The sequence below is a fragment of the Candidatus Phycosocius bacilliformis genome (assembly GCF_003112735.1).
In the GTDB taxonomy this organism is placed as follows: Bacteria; Pseudomonadota; Alphaproteobacteria; order Caulobacterales; family Aquidulcibacteraceae; genus Aquidulcibacter; species Aquidulcibacter bacilliformis.
This window is the reverse complement of the sequence record NZ_BFBR01000008.1, coordinates 65246-86160: the sequence shown is the minus strand read 5'-3', so window position 1 is coordinate 86160 and position 20915 is coordinate 65246. Positions and strand designations below refer to the sequence as shown.

Annotated in this window: 15 protein-coding genes; 3 read left to right on the top strand and 12 right to left on the bottom strand. The window is 56.4% G+C overall.

What is annotated here, in order from left to right; all coding sequences use genetic code 11:
* Positions 1 to 9: 9 nt before the first annotated feature.
* The gene (locus PbB2_RS12750) at positions 10 to 1236 is read right to left on the bottom strand and encodes an MFS transporter (protein ID WP_108985716.1); all 1227 of its coding nucleotides are present in this window, start codon (positions 1234 to 1236) and stop codon (positions 10 to 12) included.
* Positions 1237 to 1378: 142 nt separating this feature from the next.
* Positions 1379 to 2056 (bottom strand): SOS response-associated peptidase, encoded by a 678-nt coding sequence (locus PbB2_RS12745; protein WP_192576329.1) that lies wholly within the window; start codon positions 2054 to 2056, stop codon positions 1379 to 1381.
* Positions 2057 to 2079: 23 nt separating this feature from the next.
* Between PbB2_RS12745 and PbB2_RS12740 the strand changes: the two genes are divergently transcribed.
* Complete coding sequence (locus tag PbB2_RS12740; protein WP_108985714.1) at positions 2080 to 2565, top strand: NUDIX hydrolase; 486 nt, start codon at positions 2080 to 2082, stop codon at positions 2563 to 2565.
* A 32-nt stretch (positions 2566 to 2597) separates the two neighbouring features.
* Here PbB2_RS12740 and PbB2_RS12735 read toward each other — a convergent pair whose 3' ends face one another.
* Entirely contained in the window at positions 2598 to 4187 is a 1590-nt protein-coding gene (locus PbB2_RS12735; protein ID WP_108985713.1) for a hypothetical protein, read from the bottom strand.
* A gap of 275 nt (positions 4188 to 4462) precedes the next feature.
* On the opposite strand from PbB2_RS12735, the gene PbB2_RS12730 reads away from it, so the two are divergent.
* Complete coding sequence (locus tag PbB2_RS12730; protein WP_108985712.1) at positions 4463 to 5215, top strand: class I SAM-dependent methyltransferase; 753 nt, start codon at positions 4463 to 4465, stop codon at positions 5213 to 5215.
* 16 nt (positions 5216 to 5231) lie between these two features.
* Here PbB2_RS12730 and PbB2_RS12725 read toward each other — a convergent pair whose 3' ends face one another.
* From PbB2_RS12725 to PbB2_RS12715, 3 genes are read right to left on the bottom strand one after another with little or no spacing between them, the layout of a single operon-like run.
* Complete coding sequence (locus PbB2_RS12725; RefSeq protein ID WP_108985711.1) at positions 5232 to 6830, bottom strand: hypothetical protein; 1599 nt, start codon at positions 6828 to 6830, stop codon at positions 5232 to 5234.
* Positions 6805 to 7212 (bottom strand): GtrA family protein, encoded by a 408-nt coding sequence (locus PbB2_RS12720; protein WP_108985710.1) that lies wholly within the window; start codon positions 7210 to 7212, stop codon positions 6805 to 6807. Before PbB2_RS12720 ends, PbB2_RS12725 begins: the two co-directional genes overlap by 26 nt.
* On the bottom strand, positions 7199 to 8203 hold the full coding sequence (locus PbB2_RS12715) for a glycosyltransferase family 2 protein (RefSeq protein WP_108985709.1): 1005 nt from the start codon (positions 8201 to 8203) through the stop codon (positions 7199 to 7201). The genes PbB2_RS12720 and PbB2_RS12715 overlap by 14 nt, the downstream gene beginning before the upstream one ends.
* 187 nt (positions 8204 to 8390) lie before the next feature.
* On the opposite strand from PbB2_RS12715, the gene PbB2_RS12710 reads away from it, so the two are divergent.
* A complete protein-coding gene (locus PbB2_RS12710; protein ID WP_108985708.1) occupies positions 8391 to 9173 on the top strand; it encodes an SDR family NAD(P)-dependent oxidoreductase in 783 nt (260 codons plus the stop codon).
* A gap of 147 nt (positions 9174 to 9320) precedes the next feature.
* Here the strand turns inward: PbB2_RS12710 and rpoC are convergent, their stop codons facing one another.
* The 6 genes from rpoC to rplA all read right to left on the bottom strand — a co-directional run bounded on the left by rpoC (position 9321) and on the right by rplA (position 20915).
* Positions 9321 to 13520 carry a DNA-directed RNA polymerase subunit beta' gene (gene rpoC, locus PbB2_RS12705; protein WP_108985707.1) on the bottom strand — a complete coding sequence of 1400 codons (4200 nt, stop codon included), beginning with the start codon at positions 13518 to 13520 and terminating at the stop codon, positions 9321 to 9323.
* A 77-nt stretch (positions 13521 to 13597) separates the two neighbouring features.
* Complete coding sequence (gene rpoB / locus PbB2_RS12700; RefSeq protein ID WP_108985706.1) at positions 13598 to 17731, bottom strand: DNA-directed RNA polymerase subunit beta; 4134 nt, start codon at positions 17729 to 17731, stop codon at positions 13598 to 13600.
* A 214-nt stretch (positions 17732 to 17945) separates the two neighbouring features.
* A complete protein-coding gene (locus tag PbB2_RS12695; RefSeq protein ID WP_108985705.1) occupies positions 17946 to 18722 on the bottom strand; it encodes a hypothetical protein in 777 nt (258 codons plus the stop codon).
* A 197-nt stretch (positions 18723 to 18919) separates the two neighbouring features.
* Positions 18920 to 19300 carry a 50S ribosomal protein L7/L12 gene (rplL, locus tag PbB2_RS12690; protein WP_108985704.1) on the bottom strand — a complete coding sequence of 127 codons (381 nt, stop codon included), beginning with the start codon at positions 19298 to 19300 and terminating at the stop codon, positions 18920 to 18922.
* Between the two features lie 54 nt (positions 19301 to 19354).
* Positions 19355 to 19870 carry a 50S ribosomal protein L10 gene (gene rplJ / locus PbB2_RS12685; protein ID WP_108985788.1) on the bottom strand — a complete coding sequence of 172 codons (516 nt, stop codon included), beginning with the start codon at positions 19868 to 19870 and terminating at the stop codon, positions 19355 to 19357.
* 340 nt (positions 19871 to 20210) lie between these two features.
* Positions 20211 to 20915, bottom strand: a complete 705-nt coding sequence (gene rplA, locus PbB2_RS12675; protein WP_108985702.1) for a 50S ribosomal protein L1 — start codon at positions 20913 to 20915, stop codon at positions 20211 to 20213.

Sequence of the window (20915 nt, the reverse complement as noted above, 5' to 3'; positions counted from 1 at the left end):
GTGCCAAAGTCAGTCCATATCCGCCTCGGTCAGGTTACGGCCTCGGGTCTCAGGAAGGCAGGCGATGGCGATCAAGGCCAAGATGACCAACGGCAAGACGGCCAGCAAGGCCGGGCCTAGCCCGCCGACAACAGGAATCAAGAGCGCGACAAGTCCGCCCCCGACGATGGCACCACCACTGGCACCGATTTCAGAAGTACCCGCCACCGTGGCGCGCGCCTTTGTCGGCACAAGCTCAGTCATGCACGCCCTTAACGCTACTGAAGCGGCAAACCACGCCATCAACCCCAGGCATAATGTTGCCCCGGCAAAAAGGAAACTGGGATTAAAATAGAGTCCAGATAGGCCCAAAGCAGTCAGAAAAGTGGCCACCAGTGCGACCGGCTTGCGCCCCAAACGGTCAGCCAGCCTCCCGCCAACAAAGGTGCCCAAAAGGCCAATTGTTCCTGCAAGGAAAGAGATCAATGCCACCTGCCCTGGTGCCCAGCCGGCCGAACCTTGCAGATATTGCGAATTGTAGGTCAAAGCGGGCGAAATCGGCAGCCAAAACAAGAAATAAGCTAGGCCGATCAACAAGACCGACTTGCGGTGTTGACGGATCAAAGTCAGCGGATCTGACTGGCTCGACTGGCTTGCAGCCACAAAGGCGGCGCTCTCGGGCAAGGCTAACCGCCAGACAATGGATAGCAGCGCGGGGATGGCGCCGGCCGCATACATCCAGCGCCAAGCATCTGGTTCACTCGCAAACGCACCGTAAATAGCCAGGGCCAAGCCGTCACCACTGGCACCAAGAAGCGACAAGAGACCCAGCATCCACGCGCGCGCCTGCGGTGGTGCCGCTTCGGCCAATAAAACAACCGCCAGCAATTCATCCACCATGGTGAATAAGCGGGTGAGGAACAAACCAGTGGCCAACATGACAGGGTTTTGCGCCACGGCGGTCAACAAAGCCGAAGCCGAAAAGCCAATGATCGCCATCAGGAACAGAGGCTTACGACCAATTCGATCTGCCATCAGGGTTAGAATCACCGCCGGGATCGCCCCCATTTTTGCGATGGTGCCAATCAGAATTGAGGTTTGATCATCATAGCCAAAGGCTTGCTGGAATTGGGGTAAGGCCAAGGTCGAAAGCTGGAAATCATAACGGCTGGCCATAAAGGCGGTACCGACCACAAACAACAAAAACCACACATCGCGTGTGACGACGGGCCGTTCTGGCTTGCTGTTGTCGACCATCGACTTCCCCCCGCGCGCGACCGAGGACCGGCATGAAAATCCGGTTTGATTCCAGTCATATGCATTTGGAGTTTAACCCAGATTTGGCAAATGTCTGTAGCGCGCGTATCAGTTTTTCAGACCTTGGCGCGCCAAGTGGACGTTAGAGCAGTCCCGCAGCAATTGGCCGGGCGCAGTCGGCATCATCATGGCTGACCTTGTTGACACGATCGCTGACTTGACGCGCCACCATTACGCCCATTTCCGGGGCGACCAAGAGGGATTTAAGTCTTTGTGCTGGTGTGTCCGCTGTCAGCCAAGTCTGCCATTGAGCTGGCTCCAGCACCACGGGGAAACGGTCATGCAGGGATTGAAAGTCAGGCGCTGCCGCTGTGGTCACAATGGTCATCGACAGAAGAAGCTCTCCTGCGTCATCCTTAGTCGCCTCCCATAGTCCAGCGAAAGCCAGAGTTGCCCCGTCGGCACGGGAAATGAAGAATGGCGTGCGCGACTTTTCCTGCCGCTGCCACTCATAAAATCCATCCGCAGGCACAAGGCAGCGTTTGCGGGCAAAGGCGACTTTGAATGCAGGCTTGTCAGCCACCGTCTCGCCCCGCGCATTGAAGAGGGGGCCTGTTGGCGGGTCTTTAACCATCCACGCTGGGCGCAGCCCCCAACGCGCTTGCAACAGGCGGACATTTCCAGCCTGCCCAATCGCCGCGATCGGGACCATTTGCGTCGGGGCCACATTCCAGCGCGGCGGAAAGTTGGGGCGATCCGCTGAGCCGAAAAGGTCAGCCATCGCGTCGGGCGGCAATGTCACTGCATATCGTCCACACATGGCTTCCATGCTAGCACATCTTCATGAGCTTAGAAGCAAACCCTTCCCCACCCCCTGCGAACAGCCCAATAGCGGCTGTGGGTATTGTGTGTTTTGATGAACAGGGGCGCGTCTTATTGATCCGACGCGGCAATCCACCCCGGGCGGGGGACTGGTCGATCCCTGGCGGTCGACTGGAATGGGGCGAGACGCTGGTATCTGCCGCCTTGCGCGAACTCTATGAAGAAACCGCTATTGAGGCCGATATTCTTGGCCTGATAGATGCAGTGGATGGTATTTTTTCCAGCCGAACAACTGGAATCGTCCACCGTCATTATGTGTTGATTGATTATGTTGCGACCTATCGGAGCGGGACAGCAAGGGCGGGTGATGATGCAACCGAAGCCCGTTTCGTCGCCCTTGCGGCGTTAGCCGATTACGCATTGTGGGATAAGACGGTGGACATTATTCACAGAGGCCATGCCATCTGGCAAAGCGCACAGACCGCATTCATCAACCCGCAAATCTAAGCCTGTTTCGACGGCCAATCTATCCGTCCAAATCAGGGATTACGCTCACACAATTGGTCGTGCGGGCGATCCGCTTTCAGGCGCCAGACGAATTGGCGATAGCCTAAAGGCCTATCAAAACGATAATGTTTGGCGAACCAACTGTCGAAATCAGGGTCTTCGCGAAGATAGGTCAAGGTATTGAAACTTACCAACCGATTGGCAAACACCCGACCATATTCTTCAATCACCACATCCGGCGGACGACAGGTCAAATCAGCAATATATTCGCGGCGTACTCGGTCAAGTTCCATCCGGCGGTAGGTTTCTTTCGCAGGATCTGTTTGAGGTGCCTCTAAGCCGACCAGCATCCACATGCCATAATGTCGAGAAATGATCGGACGATCGAGAATGCGTACAATGTAGAAAGCATGCTCGGGCGAGATAGACAAAACCGCGATCCGCGCATCCTGCGGCTCATTCATGATAAATTTGCGCAAGGTGGGAAATACGGGCTGGCCCTTGGTCAGGATCACACGATGGATCGGCTTATAAATCGCTTGGTGCGACAAGAAGGCCAGTCCCATGGCAGCCAAAATCGCCACAAACCAGCGCTTTTGTGCCACCATATGTAGGCCGATCATCACAACCAGAAGAACCGACACGCCTTGGGCGGCCAGCATATGATAGCGCCACCCCTTCATTTGCAGCCAGATTGCCAATAACATGCCTGTCAATGTCACCAATAAACCCAAGGTGAGCGGGCGACGATCCCAAGCAATCAATGCCAAAACGAATGGGACCAGGGCAAAGCTGGTCGAGTTTAGGATGAAGCCGAGACGGTGGCTGGGTGCCAGTTGCATAACCGGGCCGAAATTGGCGTAAGCCACCATGACCATTGGCACCATGCGGGAGAAGAAGTCTTGGGCAAAAACCACCACTGCGAAGCCATAAAGGATGGCTGCCAACCCAAGCCCTAAGGTCTCAAATCGAATGGGCCGATAGGCACGGCGCAAACGTGCCAACATGCATCCTTCAATCAAAATGGGAACCAGCACAAAGAAGTGCTTGAGTGCAAATCCATAAGTGGAAAAGGCCAATGTGATCAGTAGCGCGCGCGATGAAATCGGCTTGCCCTCCATGCGGGCTACTGCCAGCGCCGTCCATAAGATCGCGGCGATCATGAAGGCATGTTCGCGCTGGCCCGTCTCCCCCAGAGGCAGGATCAGATAAGAGGTGGCCAATGCCAAGAGTAGGATTTGACGCTCACCCCGAGCCAGAAGGTCGCGGGTCAGGCTATTGAAGGTCCAGATTGCCGCGCCAGCGAGACCAATCACCCCCACCACCAGCACCTGGTAGGGCGCAACGCCCAAAAGCTTGCCAGTATAGTACCAAGGCAAAGCCGCCCAGAACCATAAGGGTGGGTTCGTCTCGATCACATCTTGATAGATGACTTTGCCTTCGGCCAATTGTTCGGCCACATAGAGCCGCCAGACAATATCCCCCGTTGGCGTCAGCGTCAGCATGGACCATAGACCCACACCCATGACTAAAGCCAAGGCGATCGCAAACAGGATCGTGGCGGTCACCTGCGTTTTCGACGCTGGGCGAGTTGCCGACAAAAGTGCGTTCGTAATGGTCATGCCGAGTGAACTGACAGGGTTGAATCTGACATTGAAGTGGATGCCGGAAGAGGCTGGAGAAGTGTCCCTCTTAGCAGGTCACAAGCCAAGGCTGAACAGATCAGGCTGACATAACTCGCAATTTGGCGCAAAAAGCTGCCCCAAATGCAGTCAAAGGGCCTAATTGTGCATAAATTTGCAGCGAGTCCTGCCATCGCCTTCCCCACAAGCCACGGGCTTTGCTAGTGAAGCCACGCACGTCCGCCCGGTGTAGAGGGCGGTGAGGAGCCCTGATCATGGAACGGTCCGCCTATGCTGAAATGGCAGCCATAGACGAAAATCATTGGTGGTATCGCGCGCGGCGTCGCATCGTCGCCGATCTCATCACCAAGCGCATCCTGCCACATATGGCCACAAGCCAGTCCCACTCGGCCCGCCCGATAATTGCCGAGATCGGTTGTGGGACAGGATCAAACCTGCCCGTGCTAGCCCGCTTTGGGACGCTCACGGCGATCGAACCTGATGGCGAGGCCCGTGCCTATGCCGCGACCCGCGCAGAGGCACGTGTGCTCGAAGGCCGCTTGCCCGATGGACTGCCACTTGAAGACAAGAGCCTGGACCTCGCAGTGATGCTGGATGTGCTTGAGCATGTCGACGATGATGTGGCAGCCCTCAAGGCAGTAGCAAGCAAACTCAAACCCGGTGCGCGCTATTTGCTGACTGTTCCTGCCCTGCCCTCACTTTGGAGTCCGCATGATGAGGAGCATCACCATAAGCGGCGCTATACAGCTTCCTCTCTGCGTCACGTCATAGAAGCTGCTGGACTCAAGATCGCTTTCATAAGCTATTTCAACACCTTGCTTTTCCCAATGATCGCAGCAGTGCGCTGGATGAAAAATCTAACGGGCAGCAAGGCCGTCGATACTGGCATGCCAGGCGATGGCCTCAATCGACTGCTGGAGTCGGTCTTCGCCTTTGAACGTCATCTGATCGGTCGGGTACCTTTCCCGGTGGGTGTATCGCTGGTGGTTATCGTCCACCAAGATTGAGACGGGCCAAAAGGGCTCAGTCAGGAACTGGCAGGCACGATGCGGGCCGCTCTCCCACGCGTCGCCAGACGGGATAGCGTCCGGCGGGTTTAGATCGCACATAGTGTGTTGCAAGCCAGGCCTTAAACCGCAGATCTTCACTCAAGAAACCAACGGCATCAAATACTTGACGCTTTGGCTTACGCAGATAGCCCAACTCACCCACAATCACATCTGGACCCGAGCACGTGACATCAGCAACGAACTCCGCGCGCACACGACGAAGCTCTGCCTGCCGAATGGCTTCACGGCGGGGATCAGGGGATGGGGTCAGGAGGCCGGGCAACATCCACATCGAATAGTGACGCGACCAATAGGTGCGGCCCGCGCGCGCGAGCGGATAATAGGCCAGATCAGGAGCGGTTGAGAGAATGAAGATGCGACTGTCTGCCGGTTCGGCCTTGAGGAATTGTGCCATTACCGGCGAGACTGGCTGCCCACCGCTTAGAATGCGTTGATGCATGGGCCGGAGCAGCTCAAACCACACAGTCTGCAGGCCTAGACAACAGATCAAGACAAGATGAAGCCACCGCGCACCTGTTTGTTGGGCCAAGGCAAGGCTCAATGCCAGGATCATCAAAGACAAGCCTTGCGCTGCAATGGCATGGTAGCGCCAGCCCTTCTCCTGCAAGACCACGATCACCACAGAAGTCACAGCTGCCAGCAGGAAAGCCATGGCCAGAGGATGGCGCTGTCGGGTGAGGATGAGAGCCAAAATGGGCGATAAGATAAAGCTGCATTGGCTCAACAGGCGTAGAAGTCGATCGAGCGGGCTGAGGCGGCTCAAAGGGCCATAGGCATCATAAGATGCGGCGACTAAGCCAAGAACGCGGGTCAAGAAGTCAGGGGCGAATACTGCCACCAAAATCGCATAAAGGCAGGCCGCACCTCCTAAAGTCCAGGTCTCGGGGCGAAAAAGCGACGAGACACGCTTCAACCGGACCACGAGCCAGATTTCCAGCACCAGCGGGATTAAGACGAAATAATGCTTCAGCGCAAAACCATAGGCCCCAATCAGGCCTACCAACACGGCAATTTGCCATGGCACTTCTTTACCTTGAGCGCGCAAGGCGACCAGAGCAGTCCAAAGCCCACAGGCAGCCAAAAGGGCCTGTTCACGCTGCCCCCAATCTCCAACTGGGATCAGGCATAATCCAGCAAGAAAAGCCAAACTCACACAGGTCGCCACAAATTTCGCCACTGTGGCACGCAACAAGACATAGAGCAGGCCAACACATAGGCTGGCGAGCAGAAGGTTGAACCCAATCAGAACTTGGTAGGCCGGCACCTGCATGAGCTTGCCAAGCCATACGGCCGGTAGAGCCGTCCAAAACCACAGTGGCGGATTGACCTCAATCAGATCCCGATACAGCACCAGCCCGTCGAGCATGCGACCGGCCAGATGAAGACGCCACAATAGGTCAGGCCCGGGAGGAATAATGGCAGCAAGAGCCACAGTCGCCACAAGGATTGGCAGCGCGCAAATCAATAAGGCAAGCGGCACCTCGGGCGGTCTGGGGACCTTCAGGGATCCCGGCGAGGACATGGCACTAGGGCCTTTTGGCATGGTCAGCATAGACCCAAAAATTGAATAAGATAAAATTGGTGCAGGCCACGATCACCATCACGATGGCTGAAACCACAAGGTCAGGCAGGTCATAGAGTTTGGTATTGGCTTGGCTGATTAAAGCAGCAATTAAAAGACCAATCCCGACGGAGATGAGATAGCGCGTCAGTGTGCCCGGACGTGTGGTTCTGTGACCGAAAGTGAACTTGCCATGGGCAGAATATTGGAAGAGCAAAGCTGCTCCATAGGCGAGATTGGACGACAGGAAGCGCACCAGCCCCAGATAAACCATCAGATTATAGACAAGGATGTACACAAGCGAGGTTAGCCCACCGGCAATGGCGTATCGCAAGCCAAGAATGGCCTTTTGTCGCCACTCAGCCCCGATCATGAAGACCAATCATGCGCTTAACCAAATAGAGGGGGCGCTCCTTGGAGGCCATATAGATCCGACCGACATATTCTCCGATCATGCCCAACACCATCAATTGCACCCCGCCCATGAACATCACGGCAATGAACAACAGGGTCCACCCACTCACCCACTGGTCAGTCAACAATCGGTTGAGGATGGCATAAACAATCCCAAAGCCTGCCAGCACCAAAATGGCGAGTCCCAACATGATCACAAAGCGCAATGGGGCCAAAGAGAATGACAACATGCCATCAAGCGCAAACAGGATCATCTTGCGCAACGGATATTTGCTCTGCCCAGCGGCACGTGCCGCCCGTCGATAAGGCAAGGCTGCTTGGCGAAACCCGACCCAGCTGACCATGCCACGCAAAAATCGGTCGCGTTCTTTCATCTGGGAAATAGAATCGACCACTTGGCGATCCATCAAACGGAAGTCGCCAACATCGAGGGGAATCTCAACATCCGACAGCATGTTAAGGCCACGATAAAACAAACGAGCAGTCCCAAGTTTAAAGGCGCTCTCGCCTTCCCGGTCGGTACGACGGCCGTAAACAACGTCATGGCCTTCCCGCCACATGGCCACCATGTCGGCAATCAACTCAGGCGGGTCCTGCAAGTCCGCGTCAATAATCACAACGCAATCACCAGAAGCCCGGTCGAGGCCTGCTGTTACCGCTGGCTGGTGACCAAAATTGCGCGACAGCATTACAACACCGACGTGTGCGTCCCCCGCTGCAATTGCGGCCAGCTTGGCAGCGGTCTGATCGCGGCTGCCATCATCGACATAAATCAACTCATAATCAAGATTTTGGGTCTGATGAAGGCTTGCCAGAACGGCCTTCAAGCGGTCATGCGACATGGCAATGACTTCTTCTTCATTGAAGCAAGGCACCACGACACTGATGCGGGCGGGGCCGGACCGGTCCACTGGCGCGAAGGTTTCTGGCTGCGACGTAGAATATGACATGGGCCGCGTCATAGCGAGTTTAGAGTTATAGCACAAACCACCCTACTGTGGTCAGCCGCACCATTGGGGCGGATTTACAAGGATGTTTCGGCACCAACCCACGGGCCTGCATTGCACTGCTTGATTGCGCGTCGCAAGCCTTGCTCTAAGCTATGACCAAAAGCTCAGGCACGCGGAAGGAAACATTATGGCTTATCAACCCTTCAACCTAACAGGACAGGTCGCTTTGGTTACAGGCGGCAATCGGGGCATCGGCCTTGGTATGGCAGAGGCTTTGGCGCGTTCAGGAGCGGATGTTGCCGTATGGGGCCGAAAGGCTGCAGCCAATCAGAGCGCGGTCGAAGTTCTTTCAGCCCATGGTGTCCATGCAAAAGCCTGGGAAGTCGATGTGGCTGACGAACAAGCCGTTGTCCAAGCTATGGCAGATACAGCGTCACAAATGGGGCGGATCGATACGGTCTTTGCCAATGCTGGTGTCGGTTATGGTGCACCCAGCTTCGTCGATATGAGCACCGAAACCTATCGCAAGACCCTGGCTGTCAATCTCGATGGCGTGTTTTTCACCCTGCGCGAAGCCTGCCGCCACATGGTGGCGCGCGCCAAAGCAGGTGATCCGGGTGGATCACTGGTGGGGGTGGCTTCCTTGGCAGCCATCGAAGGCGCAGCACGCAACGAGGCCTATGCCGCCACCAAAGGGGCGGTTATCTCAATGATCAAGTCGATCGCGGTTGAGCATGCCCGTTATGGCGTGCGGGCCAATGCTATTCTGCCGGGCTGGATCGCAACCGACATGACCGAAATGGCGCAGAATTCGCCGGCTTTCGCAGAAAAGGTTATTCCCCGCGTCCCGGCCCGCCGGTGGGGCACTCCAGAGGATTTCGGTGGAATCGCCGTCTATCTCGCAAGCGCTGCTTCGGCCTATCATTCTGGCGACACGCTGGTTATTGACGGTGGCTATTCAATATTCTGAGGGTTGCTGCATCGGCGGTCAGCTCATCGACTGATATCCGCTCGCCTTCGCCTTCCGGGTCATAAAACAAAAGCGCCGCACCCAGACAAAATGAAACGGCCCCGGAGTGCTCCGGGGCCGTTTTTGATTTGGCAAAGCCGTATGGCTCTATTCGGTGCCGAAGTCGACAATGTCCATGCCAGCAACTTCGGCAGGCAATGGTTCCATCGCCGCTTCTTGTTCAATGGCTGCATCGGCGTCTTGATAGGCGGCAATCGCCTTCAGACGACGCAAGGCCCCACCGGTACCGGCTGGGATCAAACGACCCACGATGACGTTTTCCTTCAAGCCTTCCAGCGTGTCGTACTTGCCGTTGACAGCCGCATCGGTGAGGACGCGGGTGGTCTCCTGGAACGAGGCGGCAGAAATGAACGAGCGTGTCTGCAGCGAGGCTTTGGTGATCCCCAGAAGCACAGGCTCTGCGGTGGCTTCCCGCAGGCCCAATTCCTTCATGCGGGCGTTTTCATCGATCAGATCGACTTCATCAATGGCATCGCCCTTGATCATGTCGGTATCGCCTGGATCGGTGACTTCCACCTTCTGCAGCATTTGGCGGACGATGGTCTCAATGTGCTTGTCATTGATACCCACGCCTTGGAGACGATAGACCTTCTGGATTTCCTCAACCAGATATTCGGCCAAGGCCTCCACACCCAGAACCGCCAAGATATCTTGTGGGGCTGGGTTGCCATCAAGCAGATATTCGCCGCGCTTAATCCGGTCGCCATCTTGAACCGACAAATGCTTGCCCTTGGCAATCAGATAGGTTGCGGGTTCCAGCGTCTCATCATCAGGGATGATCAACACCTTACGCTTGTTCTTATAGTCCTTGCCGAATTCAACCCGGCCATCAATCTCGGCGATGATGGCATGATCCTTCGGACGGCGGGCTTCGAACAATTCAGCCACGCGCGGCAGACCCCCGGTGATGTCGCGGGTCTTGGCCCCACCGGTTGCCACACGGGCCAAGGTGGCCCCCGGACCGATGGCTTCGCCTTCGCTGACCGACAAAATCGCGTCGATTGGCAAGGTGTAGACCGCATCTGCACCATTGGCGAGCTTCACATAGCTGCCATCCTCATTGATGAGCGCAACCGCCGGGCGCAGGTCGTTATTGGCCTTCGAGCCGCGCCAGTCGATCACGCGCTTGGATGAAATGCCGGTGGCATCATCAAGCTCATCGCGTGCCGACACACCATCGACGAGGTCTTGCAACTTCACGCGGCCACCGACTTCGGTGACGATTGGGGTTGCAAACGGGTCCCAATCGGCCAGACGCTGACCGCGGGTCACCTTGGCCTTGTCTTCGGCACGAATGCGCGCCCCGAATGGCAGCTTGAACGACTGGCGCTCCTTGCCTTCTGAATCATAGACGGCAATCACCATGTTGCGGCTCAAGCAGACCAGATCGCCATCGTCGCGCTTGACGGTGGCGCGGTTGATGAAGCGCACTTCCCCATCGAGGCCAGCTTCCATGAAGCTCGTATCGGCCACCTGCGCGGCCCCACCAATGTGGAAGGTCCGCATGGTGAGCTGTGTCCCGGGTTCACCAATCGACTGGGCCGCGATGACGCCCACCGCTTCGCCATGATTGACGCGGGTCCCGCGGGCCAGGTCGCGGCCATAGCAGGTTGCGCACACCCCGTTGCGGGTTTCACAGGTCAGTGGCGAGCGCACTTTAATGGCCTGAACGCCAGCCTTCTCAATGGCAATGGCAATGTCTTCATCCACATAAGTGTCTTGTGGATAAAGGACTTCACCGGTTTGCGGGTCAACCGCATCTTGGGCCAGCGTGCGGCCCAGAATGCGCTGTTCCAGCGACACGATGACTTCAGCCCCTTCGGTAACGGCCCGCAGCTCGATACCCAGCGATGTTCCGCAATCTTCTTCGGTGATGATGCAGTCCTGCGCCACGTCCACCAAACGGCGGGTCAGATAGCCCGAGTTGGCGGTCTTCAATGCGGTATCGGCCAAACCTTTACGCGCACCGTGGGTGGAGTTGAAGTATTCCTGAACCGTCAGACCTTCCTTGAAGTTGGAAATGATCGGCGTCTCGATGATTTCACCCGATGGCTTGGCCATCAGACCGCGCATCCCGGCGAGCTGCTTCATCTGGTTCTTCGAACCCCGCGCACCGGAGTGGGCCATCATGTAAACGGAGTTCATCTCCAAGGTCTTGCCATCACGGCCAGGACGCAGCTTGGAGACTTCTTCCATCATGGCGTCGGCAACCCGGTCGGTACATTTCGACCAGGCGTCCACCACCTTGTTGTACTTCTCGCCCTTGGTGATCAGACCGTCAGAATATTGTTGCTCATATTCTTCCACGCTGGTGCGGGTGGCCTCCACCATGGCTTCCTTCTCAGGTGGCACCACCATGTCGGCCATGCCGAAGGAAATGCCGGCCTTGCAAGCTTCCTTGAAGCCCAATTGCATCATGCGGTCTGCAAAGATCACCGTCGCCTTCTGGCCGCAGAAGCGGTAGACTTGGTCGATGATGTTGGAGACTTCCTTCTTGGTCATCAGCTGATTGACGATGGTAGGCGGCACTTTGGGGTGACGCGGCAACAAGTCGGCAATCATGAAGCGGCCTGGCGTGGTGTTGATGGTGCGGGTCACAGACTTGCCCTCATCATCCACGCCAACATAGCGGGCCTTGATCTTGGTGTGCAGGGTGACGACGCCAGCATCAAGGGCGGCTTCGATTTCGCCCAGATCGCGGAAGGCCTTGCCCTCGCCGACTTCGCCATCGCGTTCAATCGACAAGAAGTAAAGACCCAGAACAATGTCCTGGCTCGGCACGATGATCGGCTTGCCGCTGGCAGGGCTCAAGATGTTGTTGGTCGACATCATCAAGACGCGCGCTTCAAGCTGGGCCTCGATGGACAATGGCACGTGCACAGCCATTTGGTCGCCGTCAAAGTCGGCGTTGAAAGCGGTACAGACCAGCGGGTGCAGCTGGATGGCCTTGCCTTCGATCAGCTTTGGTTCAAAGGCTTGGATGCCCAAGCGGTGCAAGGTCGGCGCGCGGTTCAGCATCACAGGATGCTCGCGAATGACTTCATCGAGAATGTCCCACACTTCAGGACGCTCTTTCTCCACGAGCTTCTTGGATTGCTTCACCGTGCTGGACAGGCCCTTTGCGTCCAAACGCTGATAGATGAAGGGCTTGAACAATTCCAAAGCCATCTTCTTGGGCAGACCGCACTCATGCAGCTTCAATTCTGGACCCACGGTGATCACCGAACGGCCCGAATAGTCGACGCGCTTACCGAGCAAGTTCTGACGGAAGCGACCTTGCTTGCCCTTCAACATGTCGGCCAAGGACTTCAGCGGACGCTTGTTGGCACCGGTAATGACGCGACCGCGACGGCCGTTATCGAACAAAGCGTCGACGGATTCTTGCAACATGCGCTTTTCGTTGCGCACGATGATGTCTGGCGCACGCAGTTCGATCAGGCGCTTCAAGCGGTTGTTGCGGTTGATCACCCGACGATAGAGGTCGTTGAGGTCCGAGGTTGCAAACCGGCCGCCATCAAGCGGCACCAATGGGCGCAGTTCGGGCGGGATAACCGGAATATTGGTCATGATCATCCATTCAGGACGATTGCCCGAATTGATGAAGGCCTCGATCAGCTTCAGCCGCTTGGCCAGCTTCTTGGGCTTAAGTTCTGTGGTGCATTCTGAAATTTCGATGCGGATCTGCTTGGCAGTCTCTTCCAGATCGATGGCTTCCAGCATGGTGCGCACGGCTTCTGCCCCAATGCCCACCGTGAAGCTATCTTCGCCATAGGTGTCTTGGGCTTCATAAAGCTCGTTCTCATCGATCAGCTGACGCTCTGTGAAGGGCGTGATGCCAGGCTCGATCACGATGTGACGCTCGAAATACAGGACCTTTTCAACGTCCTTCAACGCCATGTCGAGCATCAGCGCGATGCGCGATGGCAAGGACTTCAGGAACCAAATATGGGCAACAGGGGCTGCCAGTTCGATATGGCCCATGCGCTCGCGCCGGACGCGTTGCAGGGTGACTTCCACACCGCACTTTTCACAGGTGACGCCCTTATATTTGATGCGCTTATACTTGCCGCACAAGCACTCATAGTCCTTGATTGGTCCAAAGATGCGCGCACAGAACAGACCGTCGCGCTCTGGCTTGAAGGTCCGATAATTGATGGTCTCAGGCTTTTTCACTTCGCCATAGGACCAAGCCTTGATCTGATCAGGGCTGGCCAGCGCAATGCGGATATTGTCGAATTGTGGGGCAATGGCCTGGGGGCCAAAGATATTCATCACGTCTTGATTCATAGAACCCAGTCTCCCGTTCTCATGACGAGAACCAAGCGGAGCGTGTCGTCACGCCCCGCAACTCAATCGAATGTGGATTACTTCTTCTCAGGCAAGTTGCCGCCAGCACCGTCACCTGCGGCACCGACACCAGCTCCCATGCCTTCGACAAGCTCGACGTTCAGACCCAAGGAACGCATTTCCTTGATCAACACGTTGAAGGATTCAGGAATCCCGACCTCAAACGTATCGTCTCCGCGCACGATGCTCTCATACACTTTGGTACGACCAGCCACGTCGTCGGACTTCACGGTCAGCATTTCCTGCAAGGTATAGGCAGCGCCATAGGCTTCCAGCGCCCAGACTTCCATTTCCCCGAAGCGCTGACCACCGAATTGCGCCTTGCCGCCCAGCGGCTGCTGGGTGACGAGTGAATACGGACCGATCGAACGGGCGTGGATCTTGTCGTCGACCAAGTGGTGCAGCTTCAACATATAGATGTAGCCGACCGTGACCTTGCGCTTGAAGGCCTCACCCGTGCGGCCATCATACAGCGTGCTTTGGCCTGTTTCGTCATTGCCGGTGCGGCGCAGAAGCTCACGAATGTCGCCTTCCCGCGCCCCGTCGAACACCGGTGTGGCAATCGGCACACCTGCCGACAGATTGCGACCGAGGATTTTCAGATCCTCTTCGCTGGTCGGCAATTCCTCATCTGGGCCATAGATGCCGCGCAATGTGTCGACAAAGCGCGACTTATCACCGGCGCGTTCATAGGCTTCCAGCGCATCCTTGACCTGTTTGCCAAGACCAGCACAAGCCCAACCCAGATGGGTCTCAAGAATCTGGCCGACGTTCATGCGCGATGGCACGCCCAGCGGGTTCAAGACGATGTCGACATGGGTGCCATCTTCGAGGAAGGGCATGTCTTCAATCGGGGTGATGCGCGAGATCACACCCTTATTGCCGTGACGGCCAGCCATCTTGTCGCCGGGTTGCAGCTTACGCTTCACCGCGACGAACACTTTGACCACCTTCATCACGCCTGGAGGCAATTCGTCACCACGACGCAGCTTTTCGACCTTGTCTTCAAAGCGGGCATCAAGGCTGCGTTTGGCGTCCTGGAACAGTTTCTGAATGGCTTCGATTTCACCCATCGCCGCTTCATCAGAAATCGCGATCTGCCACCATTGACCCTTTGAGAATTCAGCCAATGTGTCTTCGCTGATCACGCCCTTGCTGAAGCCCTTGGGCCCAGACAGGCCTTCCTTGCCGATCAGCAATTCCTTCAGACGGCCATAGATGTTGCGCTCAAGGATCGCCAACTCATCGTCGCGGTCCTTGGCCAGACGCTCAATCTCTTCGCGCTCGATCTGCATCGCGCGCTGATCCTTGTCGACACCGTGACGGTTGAAGACGCGGACTTCCACGACCGTGCCCTGTACGCCGGGAGGAACCTTCAACGAGGTATCGCGGACATCAGAGGCCTTTTCACCGAAGATCGCCCGCAAGAGCTTCTCTTCAGGGGTCATTGGGGTTTCACCTTTGGGTGTCACCTTGCCGACCAGAATGTCGCCGGGATTGACTTCGGCCCCGATGGCCACAATGCCGGCTTCATCGAGGTTGCGCAGGCTTTCTTCCCCGACGTTTGGAATGTCGCGGGTGATTTCTTCAGGGCCGAGCTTGGTGTCACGGGCCGAAATCTCGAACTCTTCCAAATGGATCGAGGTGAAGACGTCGTCGCGGACGATCCGCTCAGAGATCAGGATGGAATCCTCGAAATTGTAACCATTCCACGGCATGAACGCGACCAGCACGTTGCGGCCCAGTGCCAATTCGCCCAGATCGGTTGAGGGACCATCGGCAATGATGTCGCCATCACGCACCATGTCGCCCACCTTCACCAGCGGACGCTGGTTGATACAAGTGTTCTGGTTCGAGCGTTGGAACTTGATCAGACGATAAATGTCCACGCCGGGCTTGGTTGGATCGGTTTCTTCGGTGGCGCGCACCACGATGCGGGTACCGTCAATCTGTTCCACAATGCCAGGACGGCGGGCCACGATGGTGGCCCCGGAATCGCGGGCCACAACACCTTCCATGCCGGTTCCGACCAGTGGCGCTTCGGCACGGACCAATGGCACGGCCTGACGTTGCATGTTCGATCCCATGAGAGCGCGGTTGGCGTCATCATTTTCAAGGAATGGAATGAGGGCTGCTGCCACCGACACCACCTGTTTGGGCGACACGTCGATGAATTCGATCAGGTCGCGGTGCAGAATGGTTGCGTCCCCGTTCTGACGGGCTTCGACCAATTCTTCGGTGATGAAGCCATCGGCATCTACCGGCGAGTTGGCCTGTGCAATGGCATATTTGGCTTCTTCAACAGCCGACAAATAGACCACTTCTTCCTGCATCTTGCCGTTGATGACGCGCCGATAGGGGCTCTCGATAAAGCCGTATTTATTGACGCGCGCAAAGGTCGCAAGCGAGTTGATCAGACCGATATTCGGCCCTTCTGGCGTTTCGATCGGGCAGATGCGACCATAATGGGTTGGGTGAACGTCGCGGACTTCAAAGCCGGCACGCTCACGGGTCAAACCGCCAGGGCCAAGTGCCGACAGACGCCGCTTGTGGGTGATTTCCGACAAGGGGTTGGTCTGATCCATGAATTGCGACAATTGCGAGGACCCGAAGAATTCGCGCACAGCCGCCGCGGCAGGTTTTGCGTTGATCAGATCATGCGGCATCACCGTGTCGATATCGATCGACCCCATCCGCTCCTTGATGGCGCGTTCCATTCGCAACAGGCCGACGCGATACTGATTTTCCATCAATTCGCCGACCGAGCGCACGCGACGATTGCCCAGATTGTCGATGTCGTCGATTTCGCCACGGCCATCGCGCAGACCAACCAGTACTTTGAGGACTTCGATAATGTCTTCCTTGCGCAGGACACGCATTTCGTCATCGACATCGAGGTCAAGACGCATGTTCATCTTCACGCGGCCCACCGCGGACAGATCATAGCGCTCCTTGTCGAAGAACAAGGAGTGGAACATGGCTTGGGCGGTTTCCTGTGTGGGTGGCTCACCAGGACGCATGACCCGATAAATGTCGGTCAGCGCGCTGTCGCGGCCATCATTCTTATCCAGCACGATGGTATTGCGGATCCAGGGGCCGATGGTGACATTGTCGATGTCGAGCACGTCGATCTCACGCACACCGGCCTGACGCATTTCCACAATCTGCACATGGGTCAATTCTTGGCCGGCTTCGGCATAGATTTCACCATTTTCTGCGCTGGCGATATCGAAGGCGGCAAAGCGGCCGATCAATTGGTCATCGGGCACCAACAATGTGGTGAGGCCATCTTCAGCCAGCTTATTGGCATTGCGGGCCGACAGTTTCTTGCCGCCTTCAGCCACAACCTTGCCGGTCGCGGCATTGATCAGATCATAGGCAGGCTTTTGGCCGCGCCAGCGCTCTGGCACGAATGGAATGTGCCAGCCGCCTTCGGCCGCTGTGTAAGTAATGGTTTTGTAGAAGGTCGACAAAATCTGTTCTGCGTCCATACCCAGTGCATAGAGGATGGTGGTCGCAGGCAGCTTGCGCTTACGGTCGATACGGACATAGACCACGTCCTTGGCATCAAACTCAAAGTCGAGCCAAGAGCCGCGATAAGGGATCACGCGGGCAGCAAACAGCAATTTGCCCGATGAGTGGGTCTTGCCCTTGTCATGATCAAAGAACACGCCTGGCGAACGGTGCATCTGGGACACGATCACCCGCTCGGTCCCGTTGACGACAAATGTGCCCTTGTCGGTCATCAGAGGAATGTCGCCCATATAGACGTCTTGTTCCTTGATGTCCTTGACCGACTTCGCGCCGGTATCTTCATCGGATTCAAACGTGATCAAGCGCAGCTTGACCTTGAGCGGAGCCGAATAAGTCAGATCACGCTGGATACATTCGTCCACGTCGAACTTTGGCGGTTCGAATTCGAAAGAAACATATTCAAGAACAGCCCGTTCCTGGAAGTCCTTGATCGGGAATACCGATTTGAACACGGCCTCAATGCCCTCGTCACGGCGCAATTCCTGCGGCACGTCTTTTTGAAGGAATTGATCATAGGAACTTTTTTGAACCTCAATGAGGTTCGGCATTGTCACTGCCTCGGCGATGCGGCCGAAAGATTTGCGAATACGTTTCTTACCCGTGAACGATTGAGCCATCGCTCTTCCCTTCTAGTGGGCCGCGCGATCATCCAGCGGGGGCTGGGCGCGCAGGCTGCCGAATGATTGCCTGCTCGGGAAAAAGCCCCCCTCAAACGCAATAAACGGTCCCGCAGGCGCGTGGGACCGCAGCGTAGAATCATGAGGGTGCGCGGTGCGTATGCGTTAGGTTGCCCGACAAGTAAAGAGGGATCGGGCAGTCTTCACAGCAGATTTATGCCGGACACTCTGGCTCAGTCCATCCCTTGGCCGGAGGACTGCGGGACAAGAGCATCAGTAGAATCTGAAAAACGGACATGGCTAGGACCATTTCAGACAATTCTTCAAAGGCTTCGTGTTGCAACAATATCCCCGCACTTACCATCAGACCGTAGGTAACCGGACTAGCAAAACAGGCTTGCAGACAACGCACAACTGAGAAAATCTGCCATCGACCGGCCCAAAACTGCGCCCAAACGGGCCCCAAAATCAGCCCCCACCCTAAAGCCTGGTAGATTTCATCATAAAGGCGTGGCGAGACCAGATTATGGACATTGGCTTCATGCTGAAGATTGATTTTGTTGAGTTGATCTGGTGTGGCAAAGCCCAACCAATGCTGCCCCCAACTCACCTCTTCTCCAATCATAATGATGGAGCCCAATACCACCAACATCAGGATGATCCGCCAGAGTGGAGCGGACTTCGCGCCAAAAAGGCGCGCAGGGCTTCGTAAGTTAAGCAGCGCGCAAACAATGGCAGAACCATAGAAGATGATGGTCAAATTCTCGGCCAATCCACCGTCAATTGTCTCTGAACCAACCAGCCAAACCACCGGTTGGTGAACCAGAATGCTCCACACATTGATCGGGATAAACACCAGCCAGATGGATGCCAACGCTAACAAGCCAACCCAGCGCATGGCGGGGGAATCTGATCGAGGGAGGCCGAAACGATAGCTGGCCCCCGCAGCTACACTGCCTACCACGGTCGAAAAGGCCAGAAGCAGCGTCATGACGGGATTAGAGGCGTGCAAGATAAACACAGAAAACTCACAACTTGAGCCTGCAAGGCCAGAAACATGCTTCAGATTAATGCATCAAGTCAAAATGATTGGTTACCACAAGATTCAAGTATTCATCCGACCATAAACAAAACGGGCACCTCCAGTAAGGAGATGCCCGCCTTTTTCCAGAAAAGGAAAACTGAATCTTACTTCAGTTCGACCTTTGCACCAGCTGCTTCCAGCTGAGCCTTCATCTTGTTGGCTTCGTCCTTCGACACGCCTTCCTTGACGGGCTTTGGAGCAGCTTCGACCAGGTCCTTGGCTTCCTTCAGGCCGAGACCGGTGATGCCACGGACTTCCTTGATCACTTCGATCTTCTTGTCGCCGAACGAGGCGAGGATCACGGTGAATTCGGTTTGCTCTTCAGCAGCTTCTGCAGGAGCAGCAGCGCCGCCAGCAGCCACAGCAACAGCCACAGGAGCAGCAGCGGTCACGCCCCACTTTTCTTCCAGCAACTTTGCGAGGTCAGCAGCTTCCAGAACGGTCAGTGCGGACAGGTCTTCGACCAACTTTTCGAGTTTAGACATTTTCGTGTTTCCTGACTTGGATATAGGTTGTGTACGAATCGCGGACGACGAACATCACGCGGCGTTCTTGTCGGCATAAGCCTTGAGAACGCGGGCCAGCTGGCCGGCAGGCGTTTGAACCACAGCAGCGATCTTCTGGGCAGGTGCCTGAATAACGCCGATAAGTTTTGCACGCAGCTCGTCCAACGACGGCAAGGTAGCCAGCGACTTGACGCCATTGGCGTCCAGCACTGTTCCGCCCATGAAGCCCCCAGTCAGAACGAGCTTGTCGTTCGACTTGGCGAAATCTGCCATCAGCTTCGGTGCGACCGTTGGGTCTTCCGAATATGCAACAGCAGTCGGGCCTTTCAGAAGCACATGGGCGCCTTCGCCCGGATGCCCTTCAAGAGCCAGCCTCGCGAGGCGGTTCTTCACCACCTTCACGCCCGCACCAACGGCCGAAGCCTTGATGCGGAGGTCCGTCAATTCCGCGACGGTCATGCCGGTGTAGTGCGCAAACACCACCACGGAATTCGCGTTAAAGACGCTTTTCAGTGTCTCGACGACTTCGGCCTTTTCGGTCCGATCCATCGCGGTCTCCTCAGGTTTGATCGATGGGACCATCCCACCGATCGGTGACTGCCACCTCCCGAGGATCGGGTGGTGACAGGCCTGCCCGGGGACGAAGGACCTCTGATCCGTTTGTTGCCAAACCTCTCATCAGTAACACTCGCTCCCGTCTAACGTGGACCTGGAGGTTCCCCTCCTGATTAAGCCCTTGGTGGTTAGACCTTTAAGGGCGTCCATGATCTCGGACAGGTTGCCCGGCATTAGATTTTCTGCCGCCGGGCATTCGCGCGGGGTTGCCCCCGGTTGAATTGGGTCAGCGGGCAGATTGATCATCCACCCGCCAAAAATCGGTCATCAGCCTTTAGGCTGGGGCGTTGGTTGCCGACGCCGTGTCGACCTTCACGCCAGGGCCCATGGTCGAGGACATCGACACACGGCGCACATAAGTGCCCTTAGCCCCGGTTGGCTTGGCCTTGACCAGAGCGTCAACCAGCGCACGCGCATTTTCAGCCAAAGCCGCTTCGGTGAAGCTTGCCTTGCCAATGCCTGCATGCACGATACCGGCCTTTTCCACGCGGAACTCAACAGCCCCGCCTTTGGAATCTTCCACGGCCTTCTTCACATCCATTGTCACGGTGCCAACCTTTGGGTTTGGCATCAGGCCACGCGGGCCCAAAACCTTACCCAAACGACCGACCAGAGCCATCATGTCTGGAGTGGCGATCACGCGGTCAAAGTCCATGCGGCCGCCCTGCACTTCTTCAAGCAGGTCTTCCGCACCCACGATTTCAGCGCCAGCTGCGCGGGCTTCATCAGCCTTTGCACCGCGGGCGAACACTGCCACGCGAACCGAACGACCCGAGCCATGGGGCAGGTTGCACACGCCGCGCACCATTTGGTCGGCATATTTAGGTTCAACACCAAGATTGACGGCGATGTCCACGCCTTCATCAAACTTAGCCTTGGCATTGGCCTTCACAATCGCGACGGCCTCTTCGAGGCTATAGAGCTTTTCAGCGCTCACACCTGCACGGGCGGCTGCCAGCCGTTTTCCAACTTTAGCCAT